This is a genomic window from Deinococcus arboris, from assembly GCF_009755355.1.
GTDB lineage: Bacteria > Deinococcota > Deinococci > Deinococcales > Deinococcaceae > Deinococcus > Deinococcus betulae.
Genome location: NZ_WQLB01000001.1, coordinates 67,618 through 92,532, shown reverse-complemented (window position 1 = coordinate 92,532; position 24,915 = coordinate 67,618). Strand labels below are relative to the sequence as shown.

Genomic DNA, 24,915 nt, shown 5'->3' with positions numbered 1-24,915 from the left:
GCCCGCGCCGTAAGAGGCGGCCCCTGAATCAGCCTCCCCGTGCAAAGCGCCGTTCCAGAAGCCGCTGCACCAGCTCCAGCAGACTGCTGAGCGCCCAGTAGATCAGGGCTGCGGCCAGATAAGGCCCAAACGGCTCGAAGGTGCGGGCAATGACCAGCTGCGCCGAGCGCAGGAGTTCGACCACCGTGATGACCGACACCAGCGAGGTGTCCTTGACCAGGCCAATCAGGGTATTACTCAGGCTGGGCAGGGCCACGCGCGCCGCCTGCGGCAGCACCACCAGCCGCATGGTCTGTGAGGGACTCAGGCCCAGGCTGATGGCCGCTTCACGCTGGCCGCGCGGAATGCTCAGGATGGCCGCCCGGATGGTTTCCGAGAGGTACGCCGCCGCGTTCAGGGTGAGCGCGATGACGCCGCCTGCCAGGGGATTGAGGGTGATCCCCAGGCTGGGCAGGCCGTAGTAGATGACAAAAATCTGCACCAGCAGCGGTGTGCCGCGAATAAACGACACGAAGACGCTGCTCAGGCCGCGCAGTCCGCTCCAGCGCGACAGCCGGGCCAGGGCCACCAGAAAGCCCAGCGGCAGCCCCAGCAGCATGGCCGCCAGCGCGTAGGCCAGGGTCACGGGCGTGGCGGCCAGCAGGGTGGGTAGGGCCTGCCACGCGCTTTGCAGGACGAGAAGAAGTTGTTCGGTGTTCACGGCGCCTCCTCCAGAAGGGGTCCTGGCTCCCTCCCCAGGATGAAGGGAAGGAGCCAGGACGCGGGCCAACTGGCGTTCAGGGTTTGCTGACGTCCTGGCCGAACCACTTGCGGCTGATTTTGGCGTAGGTGCCGTCGGCCTTCAGCTGAAGCAGTGCCCGGTCCACGGCCGCCTTCAGTCCCGTGTTGCTCTTTTTCAACGCCACGCCGACCGGTTCGGGGGCGCCAATCACCCCAGCGCCGCGCACTGGCAGATTCTGCGACTGAATGAGGTAGCCCACCAGCAGGCGGTCATTGAAGGCGGCGTCCAGGCGGCCTGCGGCCAGATCCGCCAGGTATTCGGGCGCGCCGGGGTAGGTCACGACGTTGATGCCGCCCGCGTCCCGCAGCGTCTTCTCAAAGTTGCTGCCCAGCCCCACCCCCACGCGCTTGCCCTTCAGGTCGGCCAGCGTCTTGGGGCTGAAGCTGCCCGCGCGCTTCACGATGATCTGCGGGCTGGAGTAAGCGTAGGGGGCACTAAAGCCGATGGTTTTCTGCCGCTCGGCCGTAATGCCGACCTGATTGACGATGACGTCGTACTTGTTGGCCTGCAAGCCCGCCAGGATGCCACTCCATTCTGTTAATACAAACTCGGGTTTCAGACCCAGCTTGGCAGCGACGGCCTTAGCGATGTCGACGTCAAAGCCTGTGAGCTGGCCCTTGTCATCTTTGTAGGTGAAGGGGGCGTAGGTGCCCTCCATGCCGATTTTCAGCACGCCTTTGGTCAGGGTGCTGGGGGCGGCGGCGTGGGCGGTGGTCAGGCTGGCACTGATGGCCAGCAGCAAAGTTGAGGTAACGCGGTTCATAAGACTCCTTGGTCCCTGAGGTGGACATCACCTCAGAGCACTTTAGTTTACAAAGTATATCAACAATCACCGTGGTGTGGGAAAACTCAGAAGTTGAATGCTCCTTAGATATGTCTGATTCCCTCCAGCGCGTTGGCCACTGGGCGCAGAACATCACTTGGTGGCTTTCCTATGAGGAGCAAAGAGGCGACTGAGGCGCTTGTTTTCAGTTCATCACAGACGGCAAGACACAGAGTCACCAGTTCACTGGTTGCGGTGGATGAGAGCGAGTTGTGCACGCCGCAGCCCTCTGCGTGTCTCTGTCTCCAAGGTTTTGAGTTCTGTGCTCAGTAAGCTCAGTGGTATGACGAGAGGCTCTGGCGACAACGTCCGACACCTGAGGAATGCGGGTGGGCCGCTGCTTCCTGCTCTAGCCGCAGAAATGCGGGAAGTGGCTCAGGCGGCCCTGAACTGGCCGGCGCCGGCCTGGGCCCTGCTGGACGTGCGTGTTCGAGCTGGAGAAGACCTGAACGTTACGGCGCTGCTCAGCCCGTCTCTGGTTTTGAACAAGGCACTGGCGGCTGGGCTGACCCCGCCCCCGCCACACCAGCGGCGGTGGGCGGCATGACGCGCGTGGTGGTCACGGGCGCCAGTGGGCACCTGGGCCGGGAAGTGGTGCCGCTGCTGCGGGCCAGTGGCGCCGAGGTGGTGGCCCTGAGCCGCCGCCCCCGGCCGGCCCAGCCGGGTCTGACCTGGGTGACTGGTGACCTGAGCCAGCCTGACCCTCTGCGCGCAGCGCTGCGCTCCGGCGACGTGCTGGTCCATCTGGCGACCCAACCACTTCGGGCAGGTGCTGACCTGAACTTGGCGAGGGCAGCAGTCCAGGCTGCGCAGAATGCCAAAGCTAGTCACCTGCTGTTCATGAGCATTGCTGGCCTGGAGCGGCTGCAGGCGGCGCCGTATTACCGCGACAAGCTGGCCGCCGAAGGGCTGGTGGCGCAGAGCGGCGTGCCCTTCACCATCCTGCGCACGACCCAGTTTCATGAATTTGTGGCCGAGTTGCTGACGCGCCTGACCCTGCCCGGCCCGCTCACCCTGCTGCCGGCAGGCGTGACTCTGCAGCCGCTGGAAGCCCAGGCTGCCGCGCGTGCGCTGGCTGACCTGAGTCTGGGCTCGCCTGTGGGCCATGCCCCCGAGCTGTGCGGCCCACAGGCGCTGACCTTTGCGGAGCTGGCCCGGCAGCGCGGGCCTGGCCGGGTGCTGAGCCTGCCGCTGCCGGTGCCGCTGTTCCGGGCGTGGCAGGGCGGTGCTGCGGTCCCGCGCGGTGCCCAGACTGTGGGCCGCACCTGGGCCCATTGGGTGGCGGCGCAAGAGCACTACCGATAAAGGGCGGCTATGAACTCGGATTGAAGCGTCTGAAATAACGACTGAATCAGCACAGAGGGGAATTTTAATGATGGGCGTTGTCCCCAGGGCTGTTCTGGTATGTAGTACGTGCAAATGACGTATGGCTCCTGAGTACGTCACTCAGACCTGCTCAGATGTAGGTTCCTGCTCCATCCAATCGTCCTGACCAAGATAAACGAGCTTCTCAAGCACGCTTAGGCCTAGCCTCAGGGGGTCGGTTGCGCCGGAGCCGCAGTCTTCTGGCGCGGGGGCAGAAAGCTCAGGGCAATCAGGCCCAGGCCCAGCCACTGCGCTGCACTCAGAGAGCGGCCCTGCCAGAAGTCCAGCGCCAGCGCTGTGGCCGGGCTGAGGCGCGTCAGCAGCGAGACCTGAAGGGCCGAGGTGGACTGAATACCGCGGAACCACAGCGCGTAGGCGGCGGCGGTGCCCACCACGATCAGGTAGGCCAGCGGCGCCCACTGCGCCGGGGTGGGCGCCGCTGGCAGGCCGTCCAGCAGCAGGGCCATGGGCAGCAGCAGCAGGCCGCCCCAGCACAGCTGCCAGGCCGTCACTGCCAGCAGCCCCGTGCCTGAGGGCGTTCCCCAGGCGCCGGCCAGGAGGTACCCACCCGACGCGGCCACCACGCTGAGCAGGCCAGCGGCCAGGCCCAGTGCGTCCAGATGGGCCCCTGGCCCCAGCACCAGCAGCGCCACCCCCACCAGGCCCAGCAGCGCGGCAGAGAGTGCCTGCCGGGTGGGCGGCTGTCGCAGGGCCAGGAGGTTAAACGCCAGAATCAGCAGTGGCCCCAGCGCGCCCAGAGTGGCGGTCACCCCTCCGCCCAGCCGACTGGCGCCCAGAAACAGCGTGCCGAAGAACAGCCCGAAATTCAGCGTCCCCAGCAGCAGGCTTTTCCACCACCAGGCGCCCCTGGGCCACTGGCGCACCACCAACAGGAGCAGCACCCCGGCCCCCAGCGCCCGAAGCGCCGCCACTGTCAGGGGCGGCATGGGCTGAAGCTGCTCAAGCACCACATAACTCGTGCCCCAGCTCAGAGGTGCCAGAGCGGCCAACCACAGGGCCGAAGAAGCTTTCATAGATTTATTTTAGTATAAAAATATTTATCTATAAAATAGAGTAGGCCATTTTCTATACTCTGCCCATGACCATCCTGAAGGCGCTGGACCGCATTCGGCAGGACTGGCAGGCCGCCGAACCAGGGCTGGACAGCGCGCCCATGCTGACCTTCATCACGTTCAGCCGTGCCCACGCCCTGCTGGGCGACGCCGTGCGGGCCACAGCCGCGCAGGCGGACCTGACCTCGGCCACCCGCGACCTGCTGCTGACGCTGTACCGCTCGGCTCCGCCTGAGGGTTTGCCGGCCAGCGAGGTCGCCGCGCTCCTGGCGGTCTCGCCCGCGACGGTGACGGGCAACACAGACCGGCTCGAAGCGCGCGGGCTACTCACGCGCCGCCTGGACCCGCAGGACCGGCGGTCGTGGCGCCTGGCCCTGACCGACGAAGGCCGCGCGCTGGTGCAGGCGCACCTCCCTGTGCACCTGGCGTTCGAGGCCCAGTTGCTGGCGGCCCTCAGTCCAGAAGAGACCCGGCAGTTTGAAGGGCTGCTGCGAAAACTCATCGCCCATGCCGAGGCGCAGGGCCTTGATTGACCGGCGCCCGGTAACCCCTGCCGATGGGGCGGTGATTGCCCGTCACCGCTTGCCTGACCCAGCCGACGCTCCTGACCGTCCGGCCTACGCGGCCTGGGTGGCGGGGGCCATAGCGCGCGGCACCTATCTTGGGTTCGTGACGCAGGTGGGCGGCGAGATCATCGCCGGGGCAGGCCTGACCCTGCTCGACTGGGGCCCCAGTCGGGGCGACCCCCAGCCACTGCGGGCGCGGGTGGTCAATGTCTGGACCCACCCAGACTGGCGCCGTCAAGGCCACGCCCGCGCGCTGGTCCAGGCGTGCCTGGCGGCGGGTCAGGCGCGCGGCGTCACCCGGTTTGCCCTGGGCACCACCCTGCAGGGCCGCGCGCTGTACGAGGCGCTGGGCTTCGCGGCCAGCGGAACTGAGATGACCGCGCACCTCCCGGCGCCTCCGGCTCGCTGAGCGACAGGCCTCCGTGAGCCCATGCCTGCCCGGAGGCAGAGGTGCACGTTCACAGCGGAACTCAGCGTGGTTGAGGGTGATGAGCCTCAACCACGCTGAGGCGAACACAGTGAGTGCCTATAAGAGACAGCGGCGAAAGTGAAGCGGAGGGGCGTTATTGGCCCCTCAACGGAACTGGCAACCGCTGTCAGCTCAGACTGACCGGTTGAGGCCAGTCACCCGGCTGCCGGCCCGCCGCTTCAAGAACTCGTCGGCTCGGCCCCCGCGCGGGCGGTCACGATGCCGCGTGAGGCGGCCCAGGTGCCGATGTCGGCCCCCTGCAGGGCGGTGGCCATCAGGTCGGGAAAAAAGTCGGGGGTGCAGGCAAAGACGGGAATGCCCAGGGCCGCCAGCCTCGCGGCGTTGTCGTGGTCGTAACTGGGCGTGCCGTCGTCATCCAGGGCCAGCAGCACGATCACGCGCACGCCCAGCTCGCGGAATTCGTTCAGGCGGCGGATCATCTCGGCGCTGCCGGACCCCTCGTACAGGTCGGAAATCAGGACAAAGGTGTGTTCCTCGGGGTTAGTCAGGAGCCCCTGGCAGTAGCGCAGGGCTAGCGGGGTGTCGTTGCCGCCGCCCAGCTGCACGCCGAACAGCACGTCCACCGGGTCGGCCAGGTGGTCGGTCAGGTCCACCACCGTCGTGTCGTAGACCACCACGTTGGTTTTCAGAGCCGGGAGGCTCGCCAGGACGGCGCCAAAGATGCCGGCATAGACCACGCTGGACGCCATGCTGCCCGACTGGTCCACACACAGGGTCACGGCCTTGAGTTGCCGCCGCGCACGTCCGTAGCCCACCAGGCGCTCGGGAATCACGCTTTTGCGCTCGGGGTCGTAGGTGTGCAGGTTTTTCAGGAGGGTGCGGCCCCAGTCCACCTCGTTCTGGCGGGGGCGGAGGTTGCGCTGCGAGCGGTTGAGGCTGCCGGTGACCGCGCTGCGCAGCGGCTCGGCCAGCCGGGCCTGAAGGTCGTCCACCACCCGCGCCACCACCTGCCGCGCCAGCGCCTTGGCTTGAGCCGGCATGGCGTCTTTCAGGCTGATCAGGGTGGCCGCCATGTGGACGTTGGGCTGGAGGTGCTCCAGCAGTTCAGGTTCCAGCAGCAGGGTCTTTAAGTTCAGCCGCTCGACCGCGTCGCCCTGCATGACCTGCACGGCCGACTGCGGAAAGAGGTCGCGGACCTCGCCCAGCCACGCGGCCACGGCCGGGGCGCTTTGGCCAAACCCCACATTCCGGCCCGATTTGCGGCCCTTCTGGGGTTTTTCCGTTTGAAGGGTAAAGGGTGCGCCGTCGTACAGCGAGGCCAGCGCGGCGTCCAGGCGGCGGTCGTGTTCGCTCAGCGGCTGGCCGATGCCGTCGGCGCTCTCGCCGGTGGCGGTCTCGCCGCCCAGCAGCAGCCGCCAGCGGCGCAGGCGCTCCAGGTCGGGGGTCAGGCTCTGCGGTGCGGGGTCAGTCTCAGGGGTCATAAGGGGTCTCCAGCAGGCAGGGTCACGCCCAGCAGGCGCAGCACGACCGGCACCACCCCCGCGCCCAGTTCGCCGTTAACCTGCGCGGCCTGCTCGGTGCGCTCCAGGCCGCGTAGCTCCTCGCCCAGGCGCCTGCGCGCGTGTGGGTCCAGGCGTGAGAGGGAGCGGCGCAGAGGCGGCAGCACCTCGCTGTAGGCGTCGGGGTCCAGGCCGACCACCCAGGTGTCCAGCAGGGCCAGGGCGGCTGGGTCGTGGCGCAGGGTCTGGCCGTCCTCACCGATAAACCCGCCCAGCCACGCGGCCACGTCCAGGGGCGGGGCGCCGGGGGCCAGGGCGGCCGCCAGCCGGACCTGCACCTGGGCGGCGTCCAGCAGGCCACGGTCGCGCAGGCGGTTCACGGCGTCGCCGCGCAGCAGGGGCGCCGTGCCCTGGGCATCCAGGGCGTGCAGGGCCACGACCCACTGGCCACTGGCCTCGGGGTCGTCCAGCAGGCGCACCGCCGCGTCGGCCCCAGCCAGCTGGCGGTGGAGGGTCTGCGCCGCTTCCTCGCCCAGACCGTGCGCCGCGTTGGGCAGCCCGGCGGCGGCGCGGGCCACCAGCGTGCGGAAGACGGGCCGCAGGTCGTCGTCCCCCCGCGCCCTCACGTCGCCGTAGCGGGCCAGGCGGGCCAGTGGCGGCAGCGCCAGCAGCAGCGCGGCGGTGTCGGCGTCGGCGGCGCGTTCGTCCAGACGGGCCAGAGTGAAGGCGGCGGCCCCAGGGAGTCCACTCAGGCGCGTGACTTCCAGCAGGTCCGACAGTGCGCCCAGGTCAGCGGCCCGCCGCGCCGCCGAGACCGCCGCCGAATTCGCCGCGCGCACCAGCGTGTTGCCATGCCGGCTCGCCTCTACCACGCGCACACTGAATTCTGGTTCCCAGCGCAGCGTCCAGGCTTCCTTAAAGGTGCCGGTGCCCCGGCTGGCGGCCTCCTTGGCCCAGGGCACGCCCAGCAGGGTCAGCCGGTGAAAGAGCTGAGAGCGGCTCAGGCCCGCGTCTTCACGCAGGTCGAGGGTCAGGTCGTGGGTAACCGCCTCGCGCTTCAGCCGCAACCGGGCCAGTGTGGCTGCCAGGTCCTGTTCCAGCGGCACGGCGGGCACACCGGCAGGCACGCTGCCCAGCGCCTCGCCCACGAACAGTTCCTCTGAGAGCAGGCGCAGCGGCGTGTCCGAATCCCAGGCAAAGACTGCCCGCGTGGCGTCGGTCAGTTCGTCCAGCCCGGCCAGGTGGCGCCCGCGCAGGGTTGCCAGGGCGTCCGCGAGCCGCACGGCGTCAATCACCTGCGCGCTGGAGGCGTCCAGTCCGCGCGCCCGCAGCAGCCGGGCCGAGCGGGTCAGCCAGCGCTCAGACACCTGCGACGGCGTGGCGTACAGGTGGGCGTACCAACCCGGCGACGCGACCCCCGCGCCGTAGCCACTGGCCTGGGTCAAGCGGCCGTGGGTCCAGGGCGTGATGGTCAGGGCGACTTTGGTCTTGGGCAGGCCCTTGACGCGCGCCGGGTCGGCTTTGGCCTCGCGCGCCAGGACCTCGGGGGTCAGCGCTGGGGCGTGCCACGCGCCGCACACCACGGCGACGCTGCCCCCCTTCAGCGCCGCGCGGATGGTCTGGCGCATCTGCGCCTCACGGATCAGGTCACGGGCAGAGGTGTGCCCGTCCTCGGCCTCACGCACGGCGGCCATCACTTCGGCAATGGCGGCGAACACGGCTTCCCCGTCGCCGCGCGACTCGACCAGGGCGTCCCACCAGCGCTCGAAGTCGCTGTAGCCAGCCGCCTGGGCCAGCAGCGCGAGGGGATCGGCGCGCACGGCGTCCTCTGGAGGAGTGGAGGTGGGATCAGTGGCGTCCGGCTCAGCTTCAGCGGCCTCCTCCTTGTGGGCCAGGGTCACGCTGGCAGGCAGGTCCATAAAGGCCACCGGGACACCGCGAGAAAGCGCCCAGCGAATCGCCACGTATTCCGGGCTAAACTCGGCCAGCGGGTAGAACACCGAGCGCTCAGGGTGACCCTGCACATGCGCCATGACCGCCACGGGAGGCGTCATCGCCGGCTCATTCAGGAAGGGCAGCAGGGCGTCAGCGTCCACCGGGCCTTCGATCAGTAGGGTGGCGGGTGGGTGGGCCTCCAGCGCCCGCGCCACGCTGCGCGCCGAGCCGGGGCCGTGGTGGCGGATAGGGAGGATGGTGAGGTCAGACTGGGGCATTCGAAGACTCCCGAAAGGGCTTGTTAAAGCCAGATTCTCAAAGTATCTACGGTATATACTTTGCTTGAGGTGGACCATGACACGCAGTCGAACATTCAAAAGTGGAAACAGTCAGGCTGTGCGGATTCCGCAGGAGTTGCAGTTGCCTTACGGCGAGGTCGAGATCGTGCGCCGGGGCCGGGAGTTGATCATTACGCCAGTTCAGGCGCAAGACGGCCTAGCGGTTTTTCAAGCGCTGACTGCTTTTGAGGGAGACATCCGGCGCGAGCAGCCTGCCGCGCAGGAACGGGACGAACTGCTTTGACCCGGCCTCTGCTGTATCTGCTCGACACCAACATCTGCATCTTCACCATGAACCGCCGCCCAGAACAGGTTGGGCGTGCCATGCAGCGGGTGACAGCCGATGGGCACCGTTTGGGTATCTCCAGCGTGACCCTGCACGAACTCTGGTATGGGGTGCGCCGCAGCGGCCGACCGGAGCAGAACGCGGCGCGCCTGATGGCCTTCGCACAAACGCTGGACGTGTTCGAGTTCGGCCAAGCGGCGGCAGAAGCAGCGGCTGAGATTCGGGCCGTACTGGCGGGCAGCGGCTCGCCCATCGGCCCCTACGACGTACTGATCGCGGGTCATGCTCAGAGCCTGGATGCGCTGGTGGTCACGAACAATCTCGGGGAGTTTGCCCGAGTGCCGGGGCTGCGCTGCGAGGACTGGACGCGTGAGGTTTAAGCACTTCGTCGGTGCCGGCTCCCTTGATGAGGTTGGCAGAAGGTAAGGAGAGATCAAAGCTGAATGCCTGCCAACTGTGTTCTGAGCGGCTCACGGGTCATGTTGAACATGCGCCGAAAACCTTCCCTGATTTGCTCTCTTGACCAACCTGTTTCGGGAGCATGTGTACCAGTGATAAGAGGCCGCGTTAGATCTTGGCCCCGCACCACCAGCGTTTCCTGCGTAGCGAATTCAGCGGGAAGAGCAAGAGTGACTGTCCAGCCTGCCCACTGGTGACGAACAACTTCCAGTAACTCCCGTGCTATGTCAGGGAATTCTGGGTAAAGCTCAAGCTCTTCTGGTGTTTCATCAAATTTATAGGCATCAGGCAACCATTCCCAAGAGCCGAAAATCAGGTCCTTAGAATCCAGGTTGATAAGGATGGCCCCTTCCGTCATGATCTCGTCCCAAATGTCCACTTGATGTAGTCGAGGACTCGACTGCTCAAGGTGCTTCCGCGCCCAGGCCAATGCCAAGTCTGGCCCGCAAGCAGCTAGGGCAGGAATGTCATGAACGAAGCCTCTTTCAGCACATCCATAGGTCTGCCCACCCTCGTGGATGAGAACATTCCCCCTGTGGCCCATGCCTCAGCTCACTTCCCGGCAGGCGTTGTAAAACTCTTTCCAGCCGGCCCGCTTTTTAATCGCCGTTTCCAGGTATTCGTTCCACACCGCCTGGTCCTGCACCGGGTCTTTGACGACCGCCCCGATGACGCTGGCGGCCACGTCGCGGCTGCTCAGTTCGCCGTCGCCAAAGTGGGCGGCCAGGGTCAGGCCGTTGGTGACCACGCTGATCGCCTCGGCCACGCTGAGGCTGCCGCTGGGCGACTTGAGGCGGGTCTTGCCGTCCTCGGTCACGCCTGCGCGCAACTCGCGGAACACCGTGACCACACGCCGGATCTCGTCCAGGGCTGGGGGCGCGGCGCCCATCAGGTCCGTGGGCAGCCCCAGGCTGCGGCCCAGCGACTCCACGCGCTGGGTCACGATGCTCAGCTCATCTTCCAGGCTGTCGGGCACCGGCAGAATCACGGTGTTAAAGCGGCGCTTCAGGGCGCTGGACAGGTCATTCACGCCCTTGTCGCGGTTGTTGGCGGTGGCAATCAGGTTAAAGCCGCGCACCGCCTGCACCTCGGTGTTCAGTTCGGGCACCGGCAGCGTCTTCTCGGACAGCACCGTAATCAGGGTGTCCTGCACGTCACTTTGCACGCGGGTCAGCTCTTCTAAGCGGGCAATCTTGCCCTGGCGCATGGCGTGCATCACGGGGCTTTCCACCAGGGCGGCCTCGCTGGGACCCTCGGCCAGCAGGCGGGCGTAGTTCCAGCCGTAGCGGATGGCGTTCTCGTCGGTGCCTGCCGTGCCCTGCACGAGCAGGGTGCTGTCTCCCGAGATGGCGGCGGCCAGGTGTTCACTGACCCAGCTTTTGGCGGTGCCCGGCACCCCGATAAGCAGCAGGGCGCGGTCGGTGGCCAGGGTCGCCACGGCGATTTCCATCAGGCGCGCCTCGCCCACATACTTCGGCGTGATCTCGGTGTCGCCGGCCCGGCCGCCCATCAGGTAGGTCAGCACGGCGCGCGGGCTGAGGTTCCATTTCGGAGGGCGCGGAAAGCGGTCGTGCTGGGCCAGGGCGGCGAGTTCATGGGCGTAGGCGTGTTCGGCGTGCTGGCGCAGGACTTCGGGGGTGGTCGTCATGGTGGTCTCCTTGAAGGATTAGAGGTCGTTCCGGGCGGACAGCGCGTCACGCCACTCGCGGCGCAGGCGCAGGGCGCCCATCAATTCACGCCAGGTCTGTAAGGCGGCCTGCTGCTGGTGGGCGTGGGTCTGGCGCTGGCTGTCTTCCCAGTCGGCGGGGGTCTGCCAGCTGGGGAGCTTCTTGGGCATGGGCGGCAACTGAAAGGGCAGCGGCTCAGGCGGGGGCACCGTCAGGTCGGGTGAGAGGGTGCGGCGCAGGCGGGTGGTCAGGTCTCGCGCCTGCCAGGTCAGGCCCTCCCGGCCCAGCAGGTCCAGCGTGCGGCTGGCCAGGGCAGTTTGCAGGGCAGGGGCTTCGGTCTCCAGGCTGGTGCCTAGCGCCTGCACGGCTTCCAACAGCTTGTCCGCCGACACTTTTGGCTGTCCGGCCAGGTCCCTCAGCCGGGCGCGGGCCACGTCGGGGTTGGGGGGCGTGGGGATGGGTTGGGGCGGTTCCTCCAGTTCCTGAAGCAGCGACCAGTGGGCGGCTTTCACGGCCTTTTGTAGCTCCTCCCAGCTCACCCGCAGCGTCTTCAGGATCAGGGGTGTGGGCAGCGCGCCCAGCAAGCGGTGCAGGTCGCTGTCGTCGTACTGGCCGGCGCGCGGTTTCCCCAGCGCGGCCGGAAGGTCAAAGGCCGCAAAGGTGATCTTCTTTTTCAGCAGGCCGCTCACCTTGACCGCCTGCGGCAGCAGGGCCAGCACCTCGGCCTGAAGTGGCCCCGGCAGGTGGCCCAGCAGTTGCCGCGCCCCTTTCTGAATCTCCGGCGAGCGGTCACGCGCCGCAGTGTCCAGCAGCGGGCGGTCCTCGGGGCGCAGGTCGCGGCGAACTAGCGCCAGCAGCTCCTTGCGGCGGTCAGCGGCTTGCTCGGCCCAGAGGGTCTGCAGGGTGGCCGCCGCCTGCACGGGGTCGCGCTGACGTTCCCCGGCCAGGGCGTCCAGCTGCGCGGTCCAGGCGGCGGCGGCCTCGGCCTTTTGCGCCGCTGTGTGCAGGGGGTGGGTGTCCAGGGTGGCCTGCGCCCGCGCGTCGGCCAGTCGCCACAGGGCGGGGGTCAGGTCGGCTTCCTGGCGGTGCAGGGTCAGCACCTGCACAGCATTCAGGGTCCAGCCGCGCGCCGCCACGTCTCCCAGCGCCTGCACCGCCAGCGCCGTGTCAGCGCTCACCAGCCCTGGTAGCAGGGCCGCCAGGGCGGGGGGCAGTGGCCGCGCTGGGGCCGGCAGGGTGGTGGGCGGCGGCGCGGCGGCCGCCAGCAGGGGCGCCCCGGCGCGGGCATGTAGGCCCAGCAGGGCCGCGCGCCCCAGCAGCTGGGCTTCGGGGGTGTCACCGGGCACGCGGCTCAGGGCAGGGGCCAGCGCGCCGGTGGGGGCCGGCAGTTCGGCCCGGCTGGTGCCGCGCGCGGCGACGGCGGCCAGGTCAGGCAGGGTCATGCGGTCACCCCGCTTGCGGGCGCGGCGCGGCCCACCGGCAGGAAGGTCTGCCCGTCCCACTCGCCAAAATACGTCTGGAGCTGCGTCTCGGCCTGGGCCAGCAGGGTCCAGAGGTCGTCTGTGTCCAGCCGCGCACTCAGGGGCACCGCGTGGCCCGCCGCGTCACACAGCTGCGGCGGGTCAAGGGTGAGGTACGCCGGCCCGACCACCGCGCCGGTGCGCTCCAGCCACGGATTCAGGGCCAGGGCCGCCGCGTAGTCGGCCTGCATGTCGGCCAGCGAGCGGCCTGGCAGGGGCAGCGGCGCGCTGCCCGGCTCTGCATCACCTTGAATGACTGTGTCGCCCTGAAGCACCGCGCGCTGGGCGTGGGCCGAGGGCGCGTAGGCCACCGCCGCCGTAAAGGCCTGCCCTGGCAGCAGCGGCGCGGGCAGCGCCTGTCCCGTGGGCGCAAAATCCAGCAGCAGGGCCAGCTCCTGCCCTGCGCCCAGCAGCCAGGTGCGGCGCACCGTCAGTTTGCCCTCTTCCTCCTGCACGGCCCCCAGGGCCTGCCAGCGCTGCGGCGCGGCCGGCGGCAGGCCGGCGCGGTCCAGCGGCGTGCCCAGCGCCGTCAGCAGGTCAGCGCATTCAGCGGGCGGCAGGGTGTCGCGCACGCGCCAGCCCTGCGTGAGCAGCCACACTTTGCCCAGGTGGGCGGTCAGGGCGGCGGCGGTCTCGTCGTGCAGCAGGTCGGGAATCTGCCGGATCAGCCGGGCGGCGCCGGCCAGCTGGGCGTCCACCAGCCGCGCCGCCTGGCGGTCCCAGTCGCTGTAAGGCCGGGCGCGGGCGGCCTGAAGGCCCTCGCGCACCAGGTCACCCAGCCACAGTTCCAGGTCTTCCAGGCCAGCCGAGCGTTTGCGGTCACGGGCCGCCTGGGCTTTGGCGCGGGCCTTGGCCTGCGCGGCCGGGTCGGCGGGCGCCTCATCAGGGGCCGCCTCTGCCTTCTCGGCGCGCGCCACGCGGCCTTCCAGCCACCGGGCCAGGTCGGCCGGCGCTGGGGCACTGGTCCAGGTGCCGGTGCCGGCCGCGTGCAGCAGCAGCAGCCCCAGGGCGTGCTTGCAGGGAAACTTGCGGCTGGGGCAGCTGCATTTGCTCACGATGTCGGCGCTGCGGGCGTCCACACCTACGCGGTAGGGATGGGCGCCGCTGCCCTGGCATTCGCCCCACAGCACGCCCCCGTCACGGGCCAGCGTGGGCCACCCGGCGGGTCGGGCGAGCTTCTGGGCCGCGCTGGCGCTGCTGCTGTCGGGGGCCAGCGCCAGTACGTCCGGGGTCGTCAGGTGGTCAAGAGGGGAAGACATGCGTAAACTCCTTGTTAATTACGTTTAGAGCGTAAATGTAACAGATGAACGCTTGGGGTGCAAGGGCGGCGTACGCTGGCCGGGCCCCGGCCTCACGCATAGCACACTGGGCAAGTGTCAGGGGTGGGCAGGCCGCCGCAGCTGGTCACAGGCCGCCTGGGGCGCGCATCATCAGGGGCGTGTGTGCCGCCCCCGCCGCTGACCCCCTGGTGTTTGGCACTGACCCGACGCCAGGCATCGTGTCGGTTCACGCCGACCTGTCCGGGCGGGCGCTGGTCTGGCGCCGTGAAGGTGGCCAGCAGGGGCAGGTCACGCTGGAACGCGCCCGCTTTCGCCCGTGGCTGTACGCGCGGGACCTTGAGGATGTGGCCCATCTCGGGGCCCGGCTGGTGGAGGGGGACGAGGCGGCGCCCTTCAGCGTGCGGCCACTGCCGGGGCCAGCCGGCAGCCTGCGGTATCTGCTGACCGCCACCGACGGACGGGCGCTGCGCCAGGCGGTGCTGGCCGGGGCTGGGCGCCGGCTGGGACGGCGGGTCACCAGCCTGCACGACCTCTCTGGCTATGTCAGCGCCCAGCCGACTGAGCAGTACCTGATGGCCTCCGGGCGCACCTTTTTCAAGGGGCTGGTCTTTGACGACCTGCACCGCCTGCAACTGGACCTGGAAACCACCAGCCTGCGCCCCGAGACGGGCCGAATCTTCATGGTGGCGGTGCGGGACAACCGGGGCTTTCAGCAGGTGCTCGAAGCGCCCCGGCCCGACGACGAGGCCGCTCTGATTCAGGCTCTCGTGGCGACGATTCAGACCCGTGACCCGGATGTGATCGAGAACCACAACCTCATGCGCTTTGACCTGCCCTATCTGCTGGGGCGCGCCGAGGTTCATGGCCTGAGCATCAATTTCAGCCGGGCGGGTGGTCCCGGTGGCCTGTGGCGGGTGGCAGACGGCCGCACCTCGCCCCACTGGGCCTGCGCGGGCCGGGAACTCGTGGATACTCTGGACGCCGTTCGCCGCCTGGACCTGCCCAGCATGGGCCTCAAGGCGGTGGCGCAGCACCTGGGCATCGCGCCGCCTGACCGGGTGTATCTGGAGGGCGCCCAGATTGCCCAGACGTACCAGACCGACCCCGAGCGGGTGCGCCGCTACGCCCTGCAAGACGTTGAGGAGGTCGCTGCTCTGGCCCGCCGGGTGCTGGCCCCCTCCTTTGCCCTGGCCCAGATGGCGCCCCGGCCCTACCACCGCCTGCCGTATGCGGGCACCGCCACCGGAATGCTGGAACCCATGCTGATTCGCGCCTACCTTCAGGCGGGCCGCGCCCTGCCCGCTGAACCCGTGCGGGCCACCTCGCCGCACCAGGGCGGCACCGTCCGGCTGTATGCCGAGGGGGTCCTGAGGCACGTGGTCAAGGCCGACGTGGCGAGCATGTACCCCAGCATCATCCGCCATGACCGTATTGGCCCGGCGTGTGACCCGCTGGGCGCTTTCCTGCACCTCATGGACCACCTGACCGACCGGCGGCTGCACCACAAGGCGGCGGCGCAGCGCGGCGAGCCCGGCGAACACGAGGCCATTCAGACCGCCATGAAACTGGTCGTCAATTCCGGCTACGGCTATCTGGGGGCTGGGCGCCTGGCCCTGTTTGGCGATCAGGCAGCCGCCGACCGCATTACGGCCAGAGGGCGCGCCTTGCTCGAAGGGGTGGTGCAGGCCCTGGAGGACCGGGGCGTCACCCTGATCGAGGCCGATACAGACGGCGTCTTTTTCGCCGCCCCCGCGGTCTGGACCGAGGCCCAGGAACGCCGCCTGATTGCCGAGGTGGACGCCCTGCTGCCCGGCGGCATCTCGCTGGAATTTGACGGCCGGTCGCAGGCCATGCTCAGCCACGAAATCAAGAATTACGCCCTGCTGCGCTATGACGGCACCCTCACCCTCTGCGGCGCCGCCTTCGAGTCCAGCCGCACGGAGGGGTACGGCCGGGCCTTTTTGCGTCAGGCGCTGCGCTGCCTGCTCTCTGGCGACGTGCCAGGGGTTCGGGCTGCGTATCTCCAGGCCATTCACGCCCTGGACACCCGGCAGTGGACCAACGCCGATGTGGCCAGCCGGGTGCGCCTGACCAAGGCGCCGCACGACTATGCGGCCACCCGCGCGGCGCGCAAGGAAGCCGCCTACGAGGCGCTGCACGCCCTGGGCCGCACCTGGCAGCCGGGCGAACGCACCGCCCTCTACCACCGCGCCGGGGGTGGCCTGACGCCTCTGGATGTCAACCCAGACGGCCAGGACTACGACGCGAAGCACTACGCGGCGGCGCTGGTCACTGGCTATGCCTCGCGCCTGCGCAAGGGCCTGCGGCCCGAGGATTTCCGGCAGGTCTTTGGCCCCGCCGCGCAGCCTGGGCTGTTTGACCGCCCCCTGGAAACCATGCAGCCCGTCTGGCACGTGACCTGAGCAGGAGTTTCGGCGCCGCGCCAGGGGACTTCTCTGAAAGGTGGCGCAGCATGACCGTTAGGGCCAACCTTCTGAAACTCACTGCTCATCCCACCGGCCTGTCGCAAAGCCCCACGCCACTCGCCGGGAAGCCGTGATGGGTTCTGAGTCTTACCAACTGTTGAGGCTGCCTTGAGACCCGCTGCGGGCCTATTCCTGAGTGGCTGGGCCTTGGTGTTCAGCGGCAGGCCTGTGAGCGCAGCTTGGCGCTGGTAATGCAGCTGAAGGGCTGTTAAGAGACTCCCTGGTAGCAGGGCAGACCAGTGGCCTTCTCTAGCCGACCTTGGGGATGTCCGCTTGGCTTTGCCGCTCTACAAGGTCTTTCAGAGCCTGTGGCCGTCTGCCGCCGGAGCATGGCCATTCCGTAGGCAGGTCGTCCAGCGCACAGCCCTCAGGGCCGAAGGTCGCCCGCTCTGGCTGATGCTGTCTTCTCCTTCCGGCGTCCAAGCCCTTTGGACGCCCTGACCCGCCGCGCGGTCCCGCTTCGTAGTCTGAATCCACAGTCCTTTCAGCCCATCCAGCACGCTACTTCTGCGTGTCACGCCTTGCCCTGTTTCAAGGAGTCTTATGTCTGCTCGCCGCACCCTGTTGCCCCTGACCCTGATCCTGCTGCTGGCCGCTTGCCAGCCGACCCCGGTGACCCCACCCGAGCCGGTGCCCACGCCGCCCCCTGTGCCTTCTAATCCCCCAGTGCCTTCCGGGCCCAGCGTGCGGACCTCTGACCTGCGGATCAGTGAGCTCAGCACCAGCTGGTTTAGCGATTCGGCCGCCTGGGTCGAGGTTTACAACGGGACGGCGCAGCCGATTAGCCTCAAGGACTACGCTCTGCGGGCCTACAGCAGTCAGCGCGTGGCCCCCTACAACGACGAATTCACGCCCCGCAGCTACCCGCTGCCAGATGTCACAGTGGCGCCCGGCGAGTACCTGATGATTGGCGGTCAGGGCCTGCCCTCGTTTCAGAACAACATCCGGCCAGAGGCCAAGCAGATTTACGTTCACGACGGCGACTGGATTCCCAACTGGTACCAGAGCGGTTTTGCCGAACTGACCCGCGCGGGCGCCACCGTGGATTTCATCCGCTTTGGCGAGGCGGACGCTGAGCCTCTGACTGCTGCGGCCTGGACCGGCCCCAATGCCGAGGCCATGCCTGCGGGCGAAGAGCGCCATGGGCGCGCCCTGAGCCGCAACCTGACCCTGGCGGACACCAATTCGGCCGCCGACTGGACCCCTAACCTGTGGCTGACGCCTTTTGGCCCAAACAATGTGCCTCAGTACGCCGCCGACCTGGACCTGGACGGTCTTCCCGACACCGCCGAGGCCGAGGGCGCCCGCTACGGCGCCCTGGACGTGTACGCCCTGGGGGCGCGGGCCGGTGTGCGCGACCTGTTTATCGAACTGGACCACATGCCCTCCCAGGACGCGGCCACCACGCCCCGGCAGGAAGCGCTGGACAAGGTGGTAGCGGCTTTCGCGGCGCGCGGCATCGCGGTGCATTTCGATACGGGGTCGCTGTTCGGGGCCAAGTACAACCTGGGTGGCGGCAACGCGGTGCCGTTCAAGGCCTGCGTGGACCTGTTTCCCAGCGAGGCCCAGGTGGCGGGCGGGTGCGCCGACCTCTATACCCTCAAGGCCACGGCCCAGAGTCCGCTGCGCCGCAACGTCTTTCATTACCTGCTGTTTGCCAGCAGCCGTCAGGCCGATGGGCTGGCCGGCAGCAGCGGCGTGGCTGAAATCAGTGGCAACGACCTGGTGGTCAGCCTGGGCGGCTGGGGTCTGGATGACCTGACCAGCAACCGCCGCAACGCCCTGGTCAACATTCAGGCCAGCACCCTGATGCACGAACTGGGCCATAACCTGGGCCTGCGCCACGGCGGTTTTGAAGACGGCCCCAACTTCAAGCCCAATTACCTCAGCATCATGAATTACGCCTACCAGTTAAACGGCCTGCCGCTGAATCCTGCCGCGCAGGGCGCCGAGCAGCACTGGCAGTACAACCTCAGCCGCGACGCCCGCCAGCGGTTCGGGCTGTTTGGCCGCTGTGACATTGACAACGGCCCCTGCTCGTCGGCCTTCCGCCTGGACTATTCGGATGGGTCGGGGGCTGTGTTCAACGAAAACGCCCTGAACGAGCGGGCCGGCCTGGGCCGGGGCAACTTCAATATCGACTGGAACCTGAACGGCGTGATTGACGACGCCCCCGTGAAGGCCGATGTGACCTTCGACACCGACAATGCGGGCCGCCCGGCCCCCGCCTACACCACCTACCTGCGCGACCACGACGACTGGGGCAACCTGAACCTGAGCTTCACCCGCTACTGGGGCGGCAACAACCCCGGCGTGACCCGCCTGAACGCCCCCAGCCAGGAAGAACACGCCCACGACGACCATGACGACGCCGTGCCGCTGTTCGACGCCTTCCAGAGCGACCGTCAGCAGGCGTCGGTGGAGCCCCGCCCCACTCCCGAACTGCTGGCTGACCTGCGCGACCTGCGCTGAAGCCCGGCGTGGCGGCGGCTCTGGCCTGGGCGCCGGGGCCGCCGCTGTCAGCTGCCGTTCAGGCAAAGGAGGAATGCTGTGTCCATGACTACCGCGCACCGCCTGCTGCTCACGCTGCCACTTGTGCTGGGGCTGGTGCAGGCCCAGGGAGGCGGGCCGGCCCGCGTGCCTCCAGCCGTGTCTGCCCCGGTCACCGCCGCGCCCAGCCCAGCGGTCCTGAATCCCATCGTCGCTGGCACGGTGGCCCGGCGGGTGGTCCGCGTGACGCGCCAGGCCGAGGAAACCCGGTTTGTGCTGGCCGGGCTGGGGGTGCCCCTGCGGGTGCAGCACTGGCCGGCCCACCTGTCGGCGGCGGCCCTGCAAGGCCTGCTGGTGGAGGTGAAGATGGAGCCGCGTCCAGACAGCGTGCTGACTCAGCTAACTTTTCGCCGGTCTGGAGCGTCCTCTCCAGTCCTGACCCTCCTGACCGGCGTAGCGGCGCTGGACGCCCTGCCCGGCACGCCCCTGGTCCTGAGAAGCGTTGAGGCCCAGGTGGTGACGGTGGCGTCCGCTCAGGGAGGAGCCTCAGGGCAGGCGGTTCGCCCCCTGCGTCCTGGGCAGCGGGCCGTCTGGCAGACCGCTTCTGGTCCGGTGTGCGTCACCCTGGAGGCCACCGTACCGGTCAGGGCCGATTACACCGAGGCGGGCAGGCCACCGGCCATCACGGGCTACCGCGCGGCCCTGACCCTTGACTGGTCAAGGGGGACTGCCTGTTCTTGACCGGGCAGTTGGGTCTTTTGGAAGGGGGGGCAGGAGCTAGGGGAGACCACAGACAGGCAAAGTTTTGAGAATTATCTACAGGGGAGCTGATCCGAACGACTACGGCTGTGATCTCTCTGAAGGAGTCGAGTTGTTCACCTTTAGGCCAGCGACTCCGCTGCGTTGTTCTGATTCATCTGCCCGAGGCTGTTTATGGCTCCCCATAGGGCGTGCTCACCTGGTTGGGAAACGCAGACCATACGCGCAACTTTGTTCTACGTTGGCATATGCTGCTCGCTGCTCATCCCCTTGGCATAGATCAAGGGCCTGTGCACGGCACAGGCCCCCTGGAAAACGCTGACTGGCTTAGCGGCGCACTTCAGGATCGCGGCCCGTGGTCATGGCGCCGCCCTTAGGCAGATCCGAGCCCATGCCGCCGCCCAGCGTGGCGAAGCCCAGAATCACGCCCAGGGCCAGCAGGAACCCCCAGGCCGCCGTGTTGGCCGTCTTGCGGGCAATACGCTCCGTTGCGGCGGCGGCCTGTTCCGCCTGCTGTCGCACTTCGGTCGCGCGCTTGTTGATCGCAGTGGCGGTGGCTTGGGCTTCAGGCTGGCTCAGGCCCTGACGCTGCAGGCGGTTCACGAAGTCCTGGCCCTGCAGCGCGCTGCTGATGTTGTCCAGACGGTTCTTGACGAAATCGCCCAGGTTACTGATGTCGTTCAGGTTGGTGCCTAAGTCCCGGCTGGCCCGCTGCACGATGCCGCTCACCACGCGCGTCGCGGCGGTGGCCTGCTCCTGGCTCAGTTCGGGCGCACTGTCCCCGATGATCTGGCCGATTTCCTGCTCATCCAGTCCGTTCAGCACATTCTGGACCGCGTCGGTCTGGCCGACGTTGCTGTTGGCCGCAGCGGTGCCGGCCGCGCCGACCGCCGTGGCGGCACTGCCCACGATGTTGCTGGCAGCCCGGAAACCAGCGGTCAGGGCATTGCTCAGGAACATCGTCGTGAGGATGGCCAGCAGCGCGCCCGTGATGAGGCCATTGAACCGGCCCTGGGCGGGCGTGAGGTAACCTGCGGCCCGCGCGGCCGTCAGCCCCGCCAGCCAGGAGGAAATCAGCAGCGACACGGCCAGCCAGGCGATGGTCCCGATGGCCAGGCCGCCTGCCGTATCGGCATAGGCAGCTCCAAAAGCCACGCCCAGGGCACTCAGGGACAGTTGGGTCACGACGCCGACGGCCAGACCAGCAATCACGCCGGTCCAGTTGATGCGGGTCAGGATGGTGCCGTGGTCCACCAGGGTCATGCGTCGCTCCTTTTGACTTGCCGCAGCACGTCATCTTTCAATTCGTCGGCCGGATGACGCTGGGCCTCAGTGGCCTTCTCGGCCGCACGGTGCAGTTCGCCACCCGCTTGCTTGAGCGCGCCACCAGGGTTGCGTCCCTGCGCCACATCGTGGACGGCATCCTTGGCCGCATCGCCCGCACGGTGAAGGTTGCCCTCCGCGCCAGGGTCCAGCCGACCCAGCAGCCCGTCAATCTGCTCCCGGACGGCGGGGCTAAGGCGGTAGGCTGCGTACGCACCGCCGGCCAGCAAGACCAGACCCCAGGGAAAACCGCCGCCCCGGTGACGCGACTGCTGCACGTCGTGGCGGAGCGCGGCGATCTCCTTGCTTTGCTTGTGTAGCAAGGTGCCCAGGGCCGCCTGCTCTTTGACCAGGGCTTTAATGGCCTTATTGCTCAGGCCATCGGCCGGCGATTCGCTGCGGTGAAGAGCCTTATTCGCTTCTTCGGCCATTGTCTTTAAGTTCATGAGGGGCCTCCTGTGGCTTCTCCCGTAACCAGAACCTCGGTTACGTCCTGACTGTTCGTAGGTGGCTCAAGCTGAGCGCAGATGCTGGCACCAAACAGTTCCTAAGGGGGAGGGCAGAGGACCCGCCTCCCCAGGGTCTCAGCAGCGGTCGGGCTTTCCGTCGAGGGGATCTATAACGTTTATGACCGTGCCGACCTTGTCGCCGTTCATGGCGGAAGCCGCGCGGCCATCGAGGTCGTAGGTCTCCCCCAGGTCAAGGTTGTGGTCGCGTGCCATCTCTGAAATGGGAATCAATCTCGCCATCCGAAGTCTCCTTTATGGGATGGGGGGAAAAGCCACCCAAACAGAGAAGAGTGTGCGCCAGACGTAGTCTTGTTCTCTGCCAGTCGCATGAAGGAAGCGGCCAAATGCCTCACAGATGAAGCAGTGACCAGGAAATGGGCAAGCTTTGGTGAGGTCAACTGCGGCCCAGGCGAATATCAATCTGCTTCGGGTTAAGCCGAACGCGGTCCAGGGGTGTTATCTGATTTAGCGTCTTATCAGGCTGTGATGAAACTGACCGCCGTGCCCAGCAAGTCCTTGATGCTCCTGGGTGTGCCGAGCCTGTGGAGACAACCGGAAGAAGCCTTCTTCGGCGCGGGTCCGGGCGCGGCGCTATGCTGCCCCCTATGTCGTACCAGGCGGTTATTGGCCTTGAGGTTCACCTGCAACTGAAGACGCGCAGCAAGATCTTCAGTGCCTGCCCGCAGGATTACCACGGCGCAGAGCCAAACACCCTGACAGACCCCTTCACGCTGGGGCTGCCCGGCACCCTGCCGACCCTGAACCGTGAAGCCGTGGAACTGGCCATGATGTTTGGCCTGGGCCTGAACTGCGACGTGTCTGGGCCCACCCAGTTTCACCGCAAGAACTACTTTTACCCGGACGCCCCCAAGAATTTTCAGCTGTCGCAGTACGACCGCCCCATTGCGCGTGATGGCCACCTGGACGTGACGCTGGACGGCGGCGAGGTCAGCCGCATCCGCATCAAGCGCGCCCACCTGGAAGACGACGCGGGCAAACTGACCCACCCCACCTATGCGCCGTACTCGCTGCTGGACCTCAACCGCGCGGGGTCCTCGCTGCTGGAGATGGTCACCGAGGCCGACATCACGGGCGCCGAGCAGGCCCGCGCCTTTCTGGAAGCGGTGCAGGCCATCGCGCAGGCCCTGGGCGTCAGCGACGCCGCCCCCGAAGAAGGCAAGATGCGCTGCGACGTGAACCTCAGTCTGCACCGGCCCGGCGAGCCCTGGGGCACGAAGGTGGAGGTCAAGAACCTTAACTCGTTCCGCTCGGTGGCCCGCGCCATCGAGTACGAGACCGCCCGGCAGACGCGGGTGCTGTCGGCTGGCGGGCGCATCACCCAGGACACGCTGGGCTGGGATGAGGGCGGCCAGAAGACCTTCGTCATGCGGACCAAGGAGGGCGAGGCCGACTACCGTTACTTTCCCGAACCCGACCTGCCGCCCCTGGACATCACCCCCGAGTGGAGAGCGCGCGTGCAGGCCCGCATGCCTGAACTGCCCGCCCAGAAACAGGCGCGCTACCTGGCCGCGGGCGTGCGTCCGGGTGACGCCCACACCCTGAGTCACAGCGTGGATCTGTCGCGCTTTTACGACGCGGCGCTGCCCCTGGGCGCCGACCCGCAGAAACTCGCCAACTGGCTGCTGGGCGACGTGTCGGGGCTGCTGGCCACCCAGGGGCAGCGGCTGGAGGCGTCGGCCCTGCGCCCGGCCCATCTGGCGGCCCTGGTGCGCCTGATCGATGAAGGCACCATCAGTGGGCGCGTGGCCAAAGACCTGTTGCCCGAGGTGCTGGCCGGCCATGACCCGGCCGAACTGGTGCAGGCGCGTGGGCTGGCCGTGGTGACCGACACCGCCGCCATTGACGCCGCCATTGACGCCGCCATGCAGGCCGATCCCGCCACGGTGGAGAAGGTCCGGGCTGGCAACGCCAAGGCCATGAACGCGCTGTTTGGCCCGGTGATGAAGGCGACCGGTGGTCAGGCCCGGCCCGAGGTGGTGCGTGAGCGCCTGCAGGCCAAGCTGGGGCTATGACGTCGCCTGAGGAGCAAGACGCACTGGGTCAAGGGTACGGGGCGCCTCTACCCCGGTACCTCCCGATTGCTGAACGCCCCGTCCAGGCCACACCATGACCGCGACTCGCTGGCGCCAGGCTGCGCTCGTGGCCCTCTGGGCGCTGGTCGCGGCCACCCTTGGCCTGTGCGCCTATAGCCTGGCCTCGGGGTGGCCCCCCAACGACCTGGGGGCGCTGGGAACGGCGCGCACGTTTCTGGCGGCGGTGGTGCTGGTGTGGTGGACGCAGGTGTTTGCCCGCTACACCCGGCCTGCCCCCACCCCCGAGGAAGACGGCGTGTGGCGCTCGCTGCGCGCCCTGTTTCCCTGGCTGACCTCGCTGCGGCTGGCCCTGTGGGGCCTGAGCTTGTTTGTGTACCTGGCCGGCTTTCTGCCTGAGGCCAATCCGGTGGCCCTGAGCGCGCTGGCCACAGTGGAACTGGGCTTCATTCTGGCCAAAAACGCTGTGTACGGCACGCTGGTGCGCTTTGCGGCGGCGCCATTGGAGGTGGCGGGCCGCGCCCGCCTGGGGTCGTGGCTGAATGCCGCTGCGGCCCTGAGCCTGGCCATCGGGGTGGTCAATCTGGTGCCGGTGGCGGGCCTGAGTGGAGAGCGTCCGGCGGCTGACCTGTGGGTGTATGGGCTGCACGCGGCGCTGGACGTGGCGGCCTCGCTGCTGGCCCTCCGGGCGGTGCAGACGGCGCCGGGGGTGGAGTAGAGCGTTCATGGTCCGGGGCAGCTCTCCTGAGCAGGGCGGAGAAAGCCAGCAGACTATGGCGCTGCTTGACGCGCTGGCCCGCTTTGTCTTGCGGGGACCTGAGCTGGAACGTTTGCTGCGGCCACCCCACGCCGCTCAGATCGCCTCCGCACATCACCACACCGACTTCCGCCGGTTGGGTTTTCACGAGACCCAAGTGGAGTACCGGGCAAGCTTTGGCCTCGACTTCCGAAATGGTGGGGGCCTGACCTGGAGCCTGGCACTGACCTGGAGCGACTCGTGGTTCATCAATGGCCGGGTGACGGTTCGTCTGATGGATGCCCCTTACCAGGTTCTATTGGCGACTCCAGCACAGCAGGTGGCGAGTGACGTTCTGGCCTGTGTGCAGGCTGTTGATGCGGTGGGCGCCGCACTGTGGGCGCACGCAGCCGAGTTTCTAAAAACAGATGATTTCTCAGGCCTATTAACGTGGGCGGCGAGCCAGCCGACCTTCCACAACGTCTAGGCTGTAGTTCACCTGCCCCTGCGCCGTCAAATTGTCCTTGTGAGTGCAGAGG

The 24,915-nt window shown here is 67.8% G+C and carries 24 protein-coding genes; 12 read left to right on the top strand and 12 right to left on the bottom strand.

Annotated elements, in window-relative coordinates; all coding sequences use genetic code 11:
- Window positions 1–28 precede the first annotated feature (28 nt).
- The gene (locus tag GO986_RS00465) at window positions 29–700 is read right to left on the bottom strand and encodes an amino acid ABC transporter permease (protein WP_369409047.1); all 672 of its coding nucleotides are present in this window, start codon (window positions 698–700) and stop codon (window positions 29–31) included.
- 76 nt (window positions 701–776) lie between these two features.
- On the bottom strand, window positions 777–1,544 hold the full coding sequence (locus GO986_RS00460) for a transporter substrate-binding domain-containing protein (RefSeq protein ID WP_157457270.1): 768 nt from the start codon (window positions 1,542–1,544) through the stop codon (window positions 777–779).
- A 343-nt stretch (window positions 1,545–1,887) separates the two neighbouring features.
- On the opposite strand from GO986_RS00460, the gene GO986_RS00455 reads away from it, so the two are divergent.
- Both GO986_RS00455 and GO986_RS00450 read left to right on the top strand, forming a co-directional pair.
- Window positions 1,888–2,151 (top strand): hypothetical protein, encoded by a 264-nt coding sequence (locus GO986_RS00455; protein ID WP_157457269.1) that lies wholly within the window; start codon window positions 1,888–1,890, stop codon window positions 2,149–2,151.
- Window positions 2,148–2,909: an SDR family oxidoreductase gene (locus GO986_RS00450; protein WP_157457268.1), complete on the top strand. Its 762-nt coding sequence runs from the start codon at window positions 2,148–2,150 to the stop codon at window positions 2,907–2,909. The genes GO986_RS00455 and GO986_RS00450 overlap by 4 nt, the downstream gene beginning before the upstream one ends.
- A 227-nt stretch (window positions 2,910–3,136) precedes the next feature.
- Here GO986_RS00450 and GO986_RS00445 read toward each other — a convergent pair whose 3' ends face one another.
- Complete coding sequence (locus GO986_RS00445) at window positions 3,137–4,003, bottom strand: EamA family transporter (RefSeq protein ID WP_157457267.1); 867 nt, start codon at window positions 4,001–4,003, stop codon at window positions 3,137–3,139.
- Window positions 4,004–4,068: 65 nt separating this feature from the next.
- Between GO986_RS00445 and GO986_RS00440 the strand changes: the two genes are divergently transcribed.
- Entirely contained in the window at window positions 4,069–4,575 is a 507-nt protein-coding gene (locus GO986_RS00440; RefSeq protein ID WP_157457266.1) for a MarR family winged helix-turn-helix transcriptional regulator, read from the top strand.
- Entirely contained in the window at window positions 4,568–5,017 is a 450-nt protein-coding gene (locus GO986_RS00435) for a GNAT family N-acetyltransferase (RefSeq protein ID WP_232337322.1), read from the top strand. Before GO986_RS00440 ends, GO986_RS00435 begins: the two co-directional genes overlap by 8 nt.
- A 239-nt stretch (window positions 5,018–5,256) precedes the next feature.
- Here GO986_RS00435 and GO986_RS00430 read toward each other — a convergent pair whose 3' ends face one another.
- Complete coding sequence (locus GO986_RS00430; RefSeq protein WP_157457264.1) at window positions 5,257–6,519, bottom strand: VWA domain-containing protein; 1,263 nt, start codon at window positions 6,517–6,519, stop codon at window positions 5,257–5,259.
- Window positions 6,516–8,750 carry a DUF5682 family protein gene (locus tag GO986_RS00425; RefSeq protein ID WP_157457263.1) on the bottom strand — a complete coding sequence of 745 codons (2,235 nt, stop codon included), beginning with the start codon at window positions 8,748–8,750 and terminating at the stop codon, window positions 6,516–6,518. Before GO986_RS00425 ends, GO986_RS00430 begins: the two co-directional genes overlap by 4 nt.
- 76 nt (window positions 8,751–8,826) lie before the next feature.
- Here GO986_RS00425 and GO986_RS00420 point away from each other — a divergent pair, with 76 nt between their 5' ends.
- Window positions 8,827–9,054 carry an antitoxin gene (locus GO986_RS00420; protein WP_157457262.1) on the top strand — a complete coding sequence of 76 codons (228 nt, stop codon included), beginning with the start codon at window positions 8,827–8,829 and terminating at the stop codon, window positions 9,052–9,054.
- On the top strand, window positions 9,051–9,476 hold the full coding sequence (gene vapC / locus GO986_RS00415) for a type II toxin-antitoxin system tRNA(fMet)-specific endonuclease VapC (protein ID WP_198170334.1): 426 nt from the start codon (window positions 9,051–9,053) through the stop codon (window positions 9,474–9,476). The genes GO986_RS00420 and vapC overlap by 4 nt, the downstream gene beginning before the upstream one ends.
- 53 nt (window positions 9,477–9,529) lie before the next feature.
- On the opposite strand, the gene GO986_RS00410 is transcribed toward vapC, so the two are convergent.
- The 4 genes from GO986_RS00410 to GO986_RS00395 all read right to left on the bottom strand — a co-directional run bounded on the left by GO986_RS00410 (window position 9,530) and on the right by GO986_RS00395 (window position 14,001).
- Window positions 9,530–9,934 (bottom strand): hypothetical protein, encoded by a 405-nt coding sequence (locus GO986_RS00410; protein ID WP_157457261.1) that lies wholly within the window; start codon window positions 9,932–9,934, stop codon window positions 9,530–9,532.
- 168 nt (window positions 9,935–10,102) lie between these two features.
- Entirely contained in the window at window positions 10,103–11,203 is a 1,101-nt protein-coding gene (locus GO986_RS00405; protein WP_157457260.1) for an ATP-binding protein, read from the bottom strand.
- A gap of 18 nt (window positions 11,204–11,221) precedes the next feature.
- On the bottom strand, window positions 11,222–12,664 hold the full coding sequence (locus GO986_RS00400) for a DUF5691 domain-containing protein (RefSeq protein ID WP_157457259.1): 1,443 nt from the start codon (window positions 12,662–12,664) through the stop codon (window positions 11,222–11,224).
- Window positions 12,661–14,001, bottom strand: a complete 1,341-nt coding sequence (locus GO986_RS00395; RefSeq protein ID WP_157457258.1) for an SWIM zinc finger family protein — start codon at window positions 13,999–14,001, stop codon at window positions 12,661–12,663. The genes GO986_RS00400 and GO986_RS00395 overlap by 4 nt, the downstream gene beginning before the upstream one ends.
- Window positions 14,002–14,180: 179 nt before the next feature.
- Between GO986_RS00395 and GO986_RS00390 the strand changes: the two genes are divergently transcribed.
- From GO986_RS00390 to GO986_RS00380, 3 genes are all read left to right on the top strand, one after another.
- Window positions 14,181–16,445, top strand: a complete 2,265-nt coding sequence (locus GO986_RS00390) for a 3'-5' exonuclease (RefSeq protein ID WP_369409046.1) — start codon at window positions 14,181–14,183, stop codon at window positions 16,443–16,445.
- A 606-nt stretch (window positions 16,446–17,051) separates the two neighbouring features.
- Window positions 17,052–18,980 carry a hypothetical protein gene (locus tag GO986_RS00385; protein WP_157457256.1) on the top strand — a complete coding sequence of 643 codons (1,929 nt, stop codon included), beginning with the start codon at window positions 17,052–17,054 and terminating at the stop codon, window positions 18,978–18,980.
- A 78-nt stretch (window positions 18,981–19,058) separates the two neighbouring features.
- A complete protein-coding gene (locus GO986_RS00380) occupies window positions 19,059–19,739 on the top strand; it encodes a hypothetical protein (protein ID WP_157457255.1) in 681 nt (226 codons plus the stop codon).
- Between the two features lie 345 nt (window positions 19,740–20,084).
- Here GO986_RS00380 and GO986_RS00375 read toward each other — a convergent pair whose 3' ends face one another.
- The 3 genes from GO986_RS00375 to GO986_RS00365 form a co-directional block, all read right to left on the bottom strand.
- Window positions 20,085–21,020 (bottom strand): hypothetical protein, encoded by a 936-nt coding sequence (locus GO986_RS00375; protein WP_157457254.1) that lies wholly within the window; start codon window positions 21,018–21,020, stop codon window positions 20,085–20,087.
- Window positions 21,017–21,526 (bottom strand): hypothetical protein, encoded by a 510-nt coding sequence (locus tag GO986_RS00370; protein WP_157457253.1) that lies wholly within the window; start codon window positions 21,524–21,526, stop codon window positions 21,017–21,019. The genes GO986_RS00375 and GO986_RS00370 overlap by 4 nt, the downstream gene beginning before the upstream one ends.
- A gap of 138 nt (window positions 21,527–21,664) precedes the next feature.
- The gene (locus GO986_RS00365) at window positions 21,665–21,829 is read right to left on the bottom strand and encodes a hypothetical protein (RefSeq protein WP_157457252.1); all 165 of its coding nucleotides are present in this window, start codon (window positions 21,827–21,829) and stop codon (window positions 21,665–21,667) included.
- A 365-nt stretch (window positions 21,830–22,194) separates the two neighbouring features.
- On the opposite strand from GO986_RS00365, the gene gatB reads away from it, so the two are divergent.
- The 3 genes from gatB to GO986_RS00350 all read left to right on the top strand — a co-directional run bounded on the left by gatB (window position 22,195) and on the right by GO986_RS00350 (window position 24,863).
- A complete protein-coding gene (gatB, locus tag GO986_RS00360) occupies window positions 22,195–23,622 on the top strand; it encodes an Asp-tRNA(Asn)/Glu-tRNA(Gln) amidotransferase subunit GatB (protein ID WP_157457251.1) in 1,428 nt (475 codons plus the stop codon).
- Between the two features lie 94 nt (window positions 23,623–23,716).
- Window positions 23,717–24,358, top strand: coding sequence for a hypothetical protein (locus GO986_RS00355; protein ID WP_157457250.1), 642 nt, complete (start codon window positions 23,717–23,719; stop codon window positions 24,356–24,358).
- A gap of 55 nt (window positions 24,359–24,413) precedes the next feature.
- On the top strand, window positions 24,414–24,863 hold the full coding sequence (locus GO986_RS00350) for a hypothetical protein (RefSeq protein ID WP_157457249.1): 450 nt from the start codon (window positions 24,414–24,416) through the stop codon (window positions 24,861–24,863).
- Window positions 24,864–24,915: the final 52 nt, after the last annotated feature.

Excerpts from the sequence above, each read along its gene's own strand:
- GO986_RS00460 (WP_157457270.1), bottom strand. The coding sequence starts at position 1,544 with ATGAACCGCGTTACCTCAACTTTGCTGCTGGCCATCAGTGCCAGCCTG.
- GO986_RS00385 (WP_157457256.1), top strand. The coding sequence starts at position 17,052 with ATGTCTGCTCGCCGCACCCTGTTGCCCCTGACCCTGATCCTGCTGCTG.
- GO986_RS00440 (WP_157457266.1), top strand. The coding sequence starts at position 4,069 with ATGACCATCCTGAAGGCGCTGGACCGCATTCGGCAGGACTGGCAGGCC.
- GO986_RS00405 (WP_157457260.1), bottom strand. The coding sequence starts at position 11,203 with ATGACGACCACCCCCGAAGTCCTGCGCCAGCACGCCGAACACGCCTAC.
- GO986_RS00430 (WP_157457264.1), bottom strand. The coding sequence starts at position 6,519 with ATGACCCCTGAGACTGACCCCGCACCGCAGAGCCTGACCCCCGACCTG.
- GO986_RS00425 (WP_157457263.1), bottom strand. The coding sequence starts at position 8,750 with ATGCCCCAGTCTGACCTCACCATCCTCCCTATCCGCCACCACGGCCCC.
- GO986_RS00445 (WP_157457267.1), bottom strand. The coding sequence starts at position 4,003 with ATGAAAGCTTCTTCGGCCCTGTGGTTGGCCGCTCTGGCACCTCTGAGC.
- GO986_RS00370 (WP_157457253.1), bottom strand. The coding sequence starts at position 21,526 with ATGAACTTAAAGACAATGGCCGAAGAAGCGAATAAGGCTCTTCACCGC.
- GO986_RS00420 (WP_157457262.1), top strand. The coding sequence starts at position 8,827 with ATGACACGCAGTCGAACATTCAAAAGTGGAAACAGTCAGGCTGTGCGG.
- gatB (WP_157457251.1), top strand. The coding sequence starts at position 22,195 with ATGTCGTACCAGGCGGTTATTGGCCTTGAGGTTCACCTGCAACTGAAG.
- GO986_RS00355 (WP_157457250.1), top strand. The coding sequence starts at position 23,717 with ATGACCGCGACTCGCTGGCGCCAGGCTGCGCTCGTGGCCCTCTGGGCG.
- GO986_RS00365 (WP_157457252.1), bottom strand. The coding sequence starts at position 21,829 with ATGGCGAGATTGATTCCCATTTCAGAGATGGCACGCGACCACAACCTT.
- GO986_RS00375 (WP_157457254.1), bottom strand. The coding sequence starts at position 21,020 with ATGACCCTGGTGGACCACGGCACCATCCTGACCCGCATCAACTGGACC.
- GO986_RS00455 (WP_157457269.1), top strand. The coding sequence starts at position 1,888 with ATGACGAGAGGCTCTGGCGACAACGTCCGACACCTGAGGAATGCGGGT.
- GO986_RS00395 (WP_157457258.1), bottom strand. The coding sequence starts at position 14,001 with ATGTCTTCCCCTCTTGACCACCTGACGACCCCGGACGTACTGGCGCTG.
- GO986_RS00450 (WP_157457268.1), top strand. The coding sequence starts at position 2,148 with ATGACGCGCGTGGTGGTCACGGGCGCCAGTGGGCACCTGGGCCGGGAA.
- GO986_RS00350 (WP_157457249.1), top strand. The coding sequence starts at position 24,414 with ATGGCGCTGCTTGACGCGCTGGCCCGCTTTGTCTTGCGGGGACCTGAG.
- GO986_RS00400 (WP_157457259.1), bottom strand. The coding sequence starts at position 12,664 with ATGACCCTGCCTGACCTGGCCGCCGTCGCCGCGCGCGGCACCAGCCGG.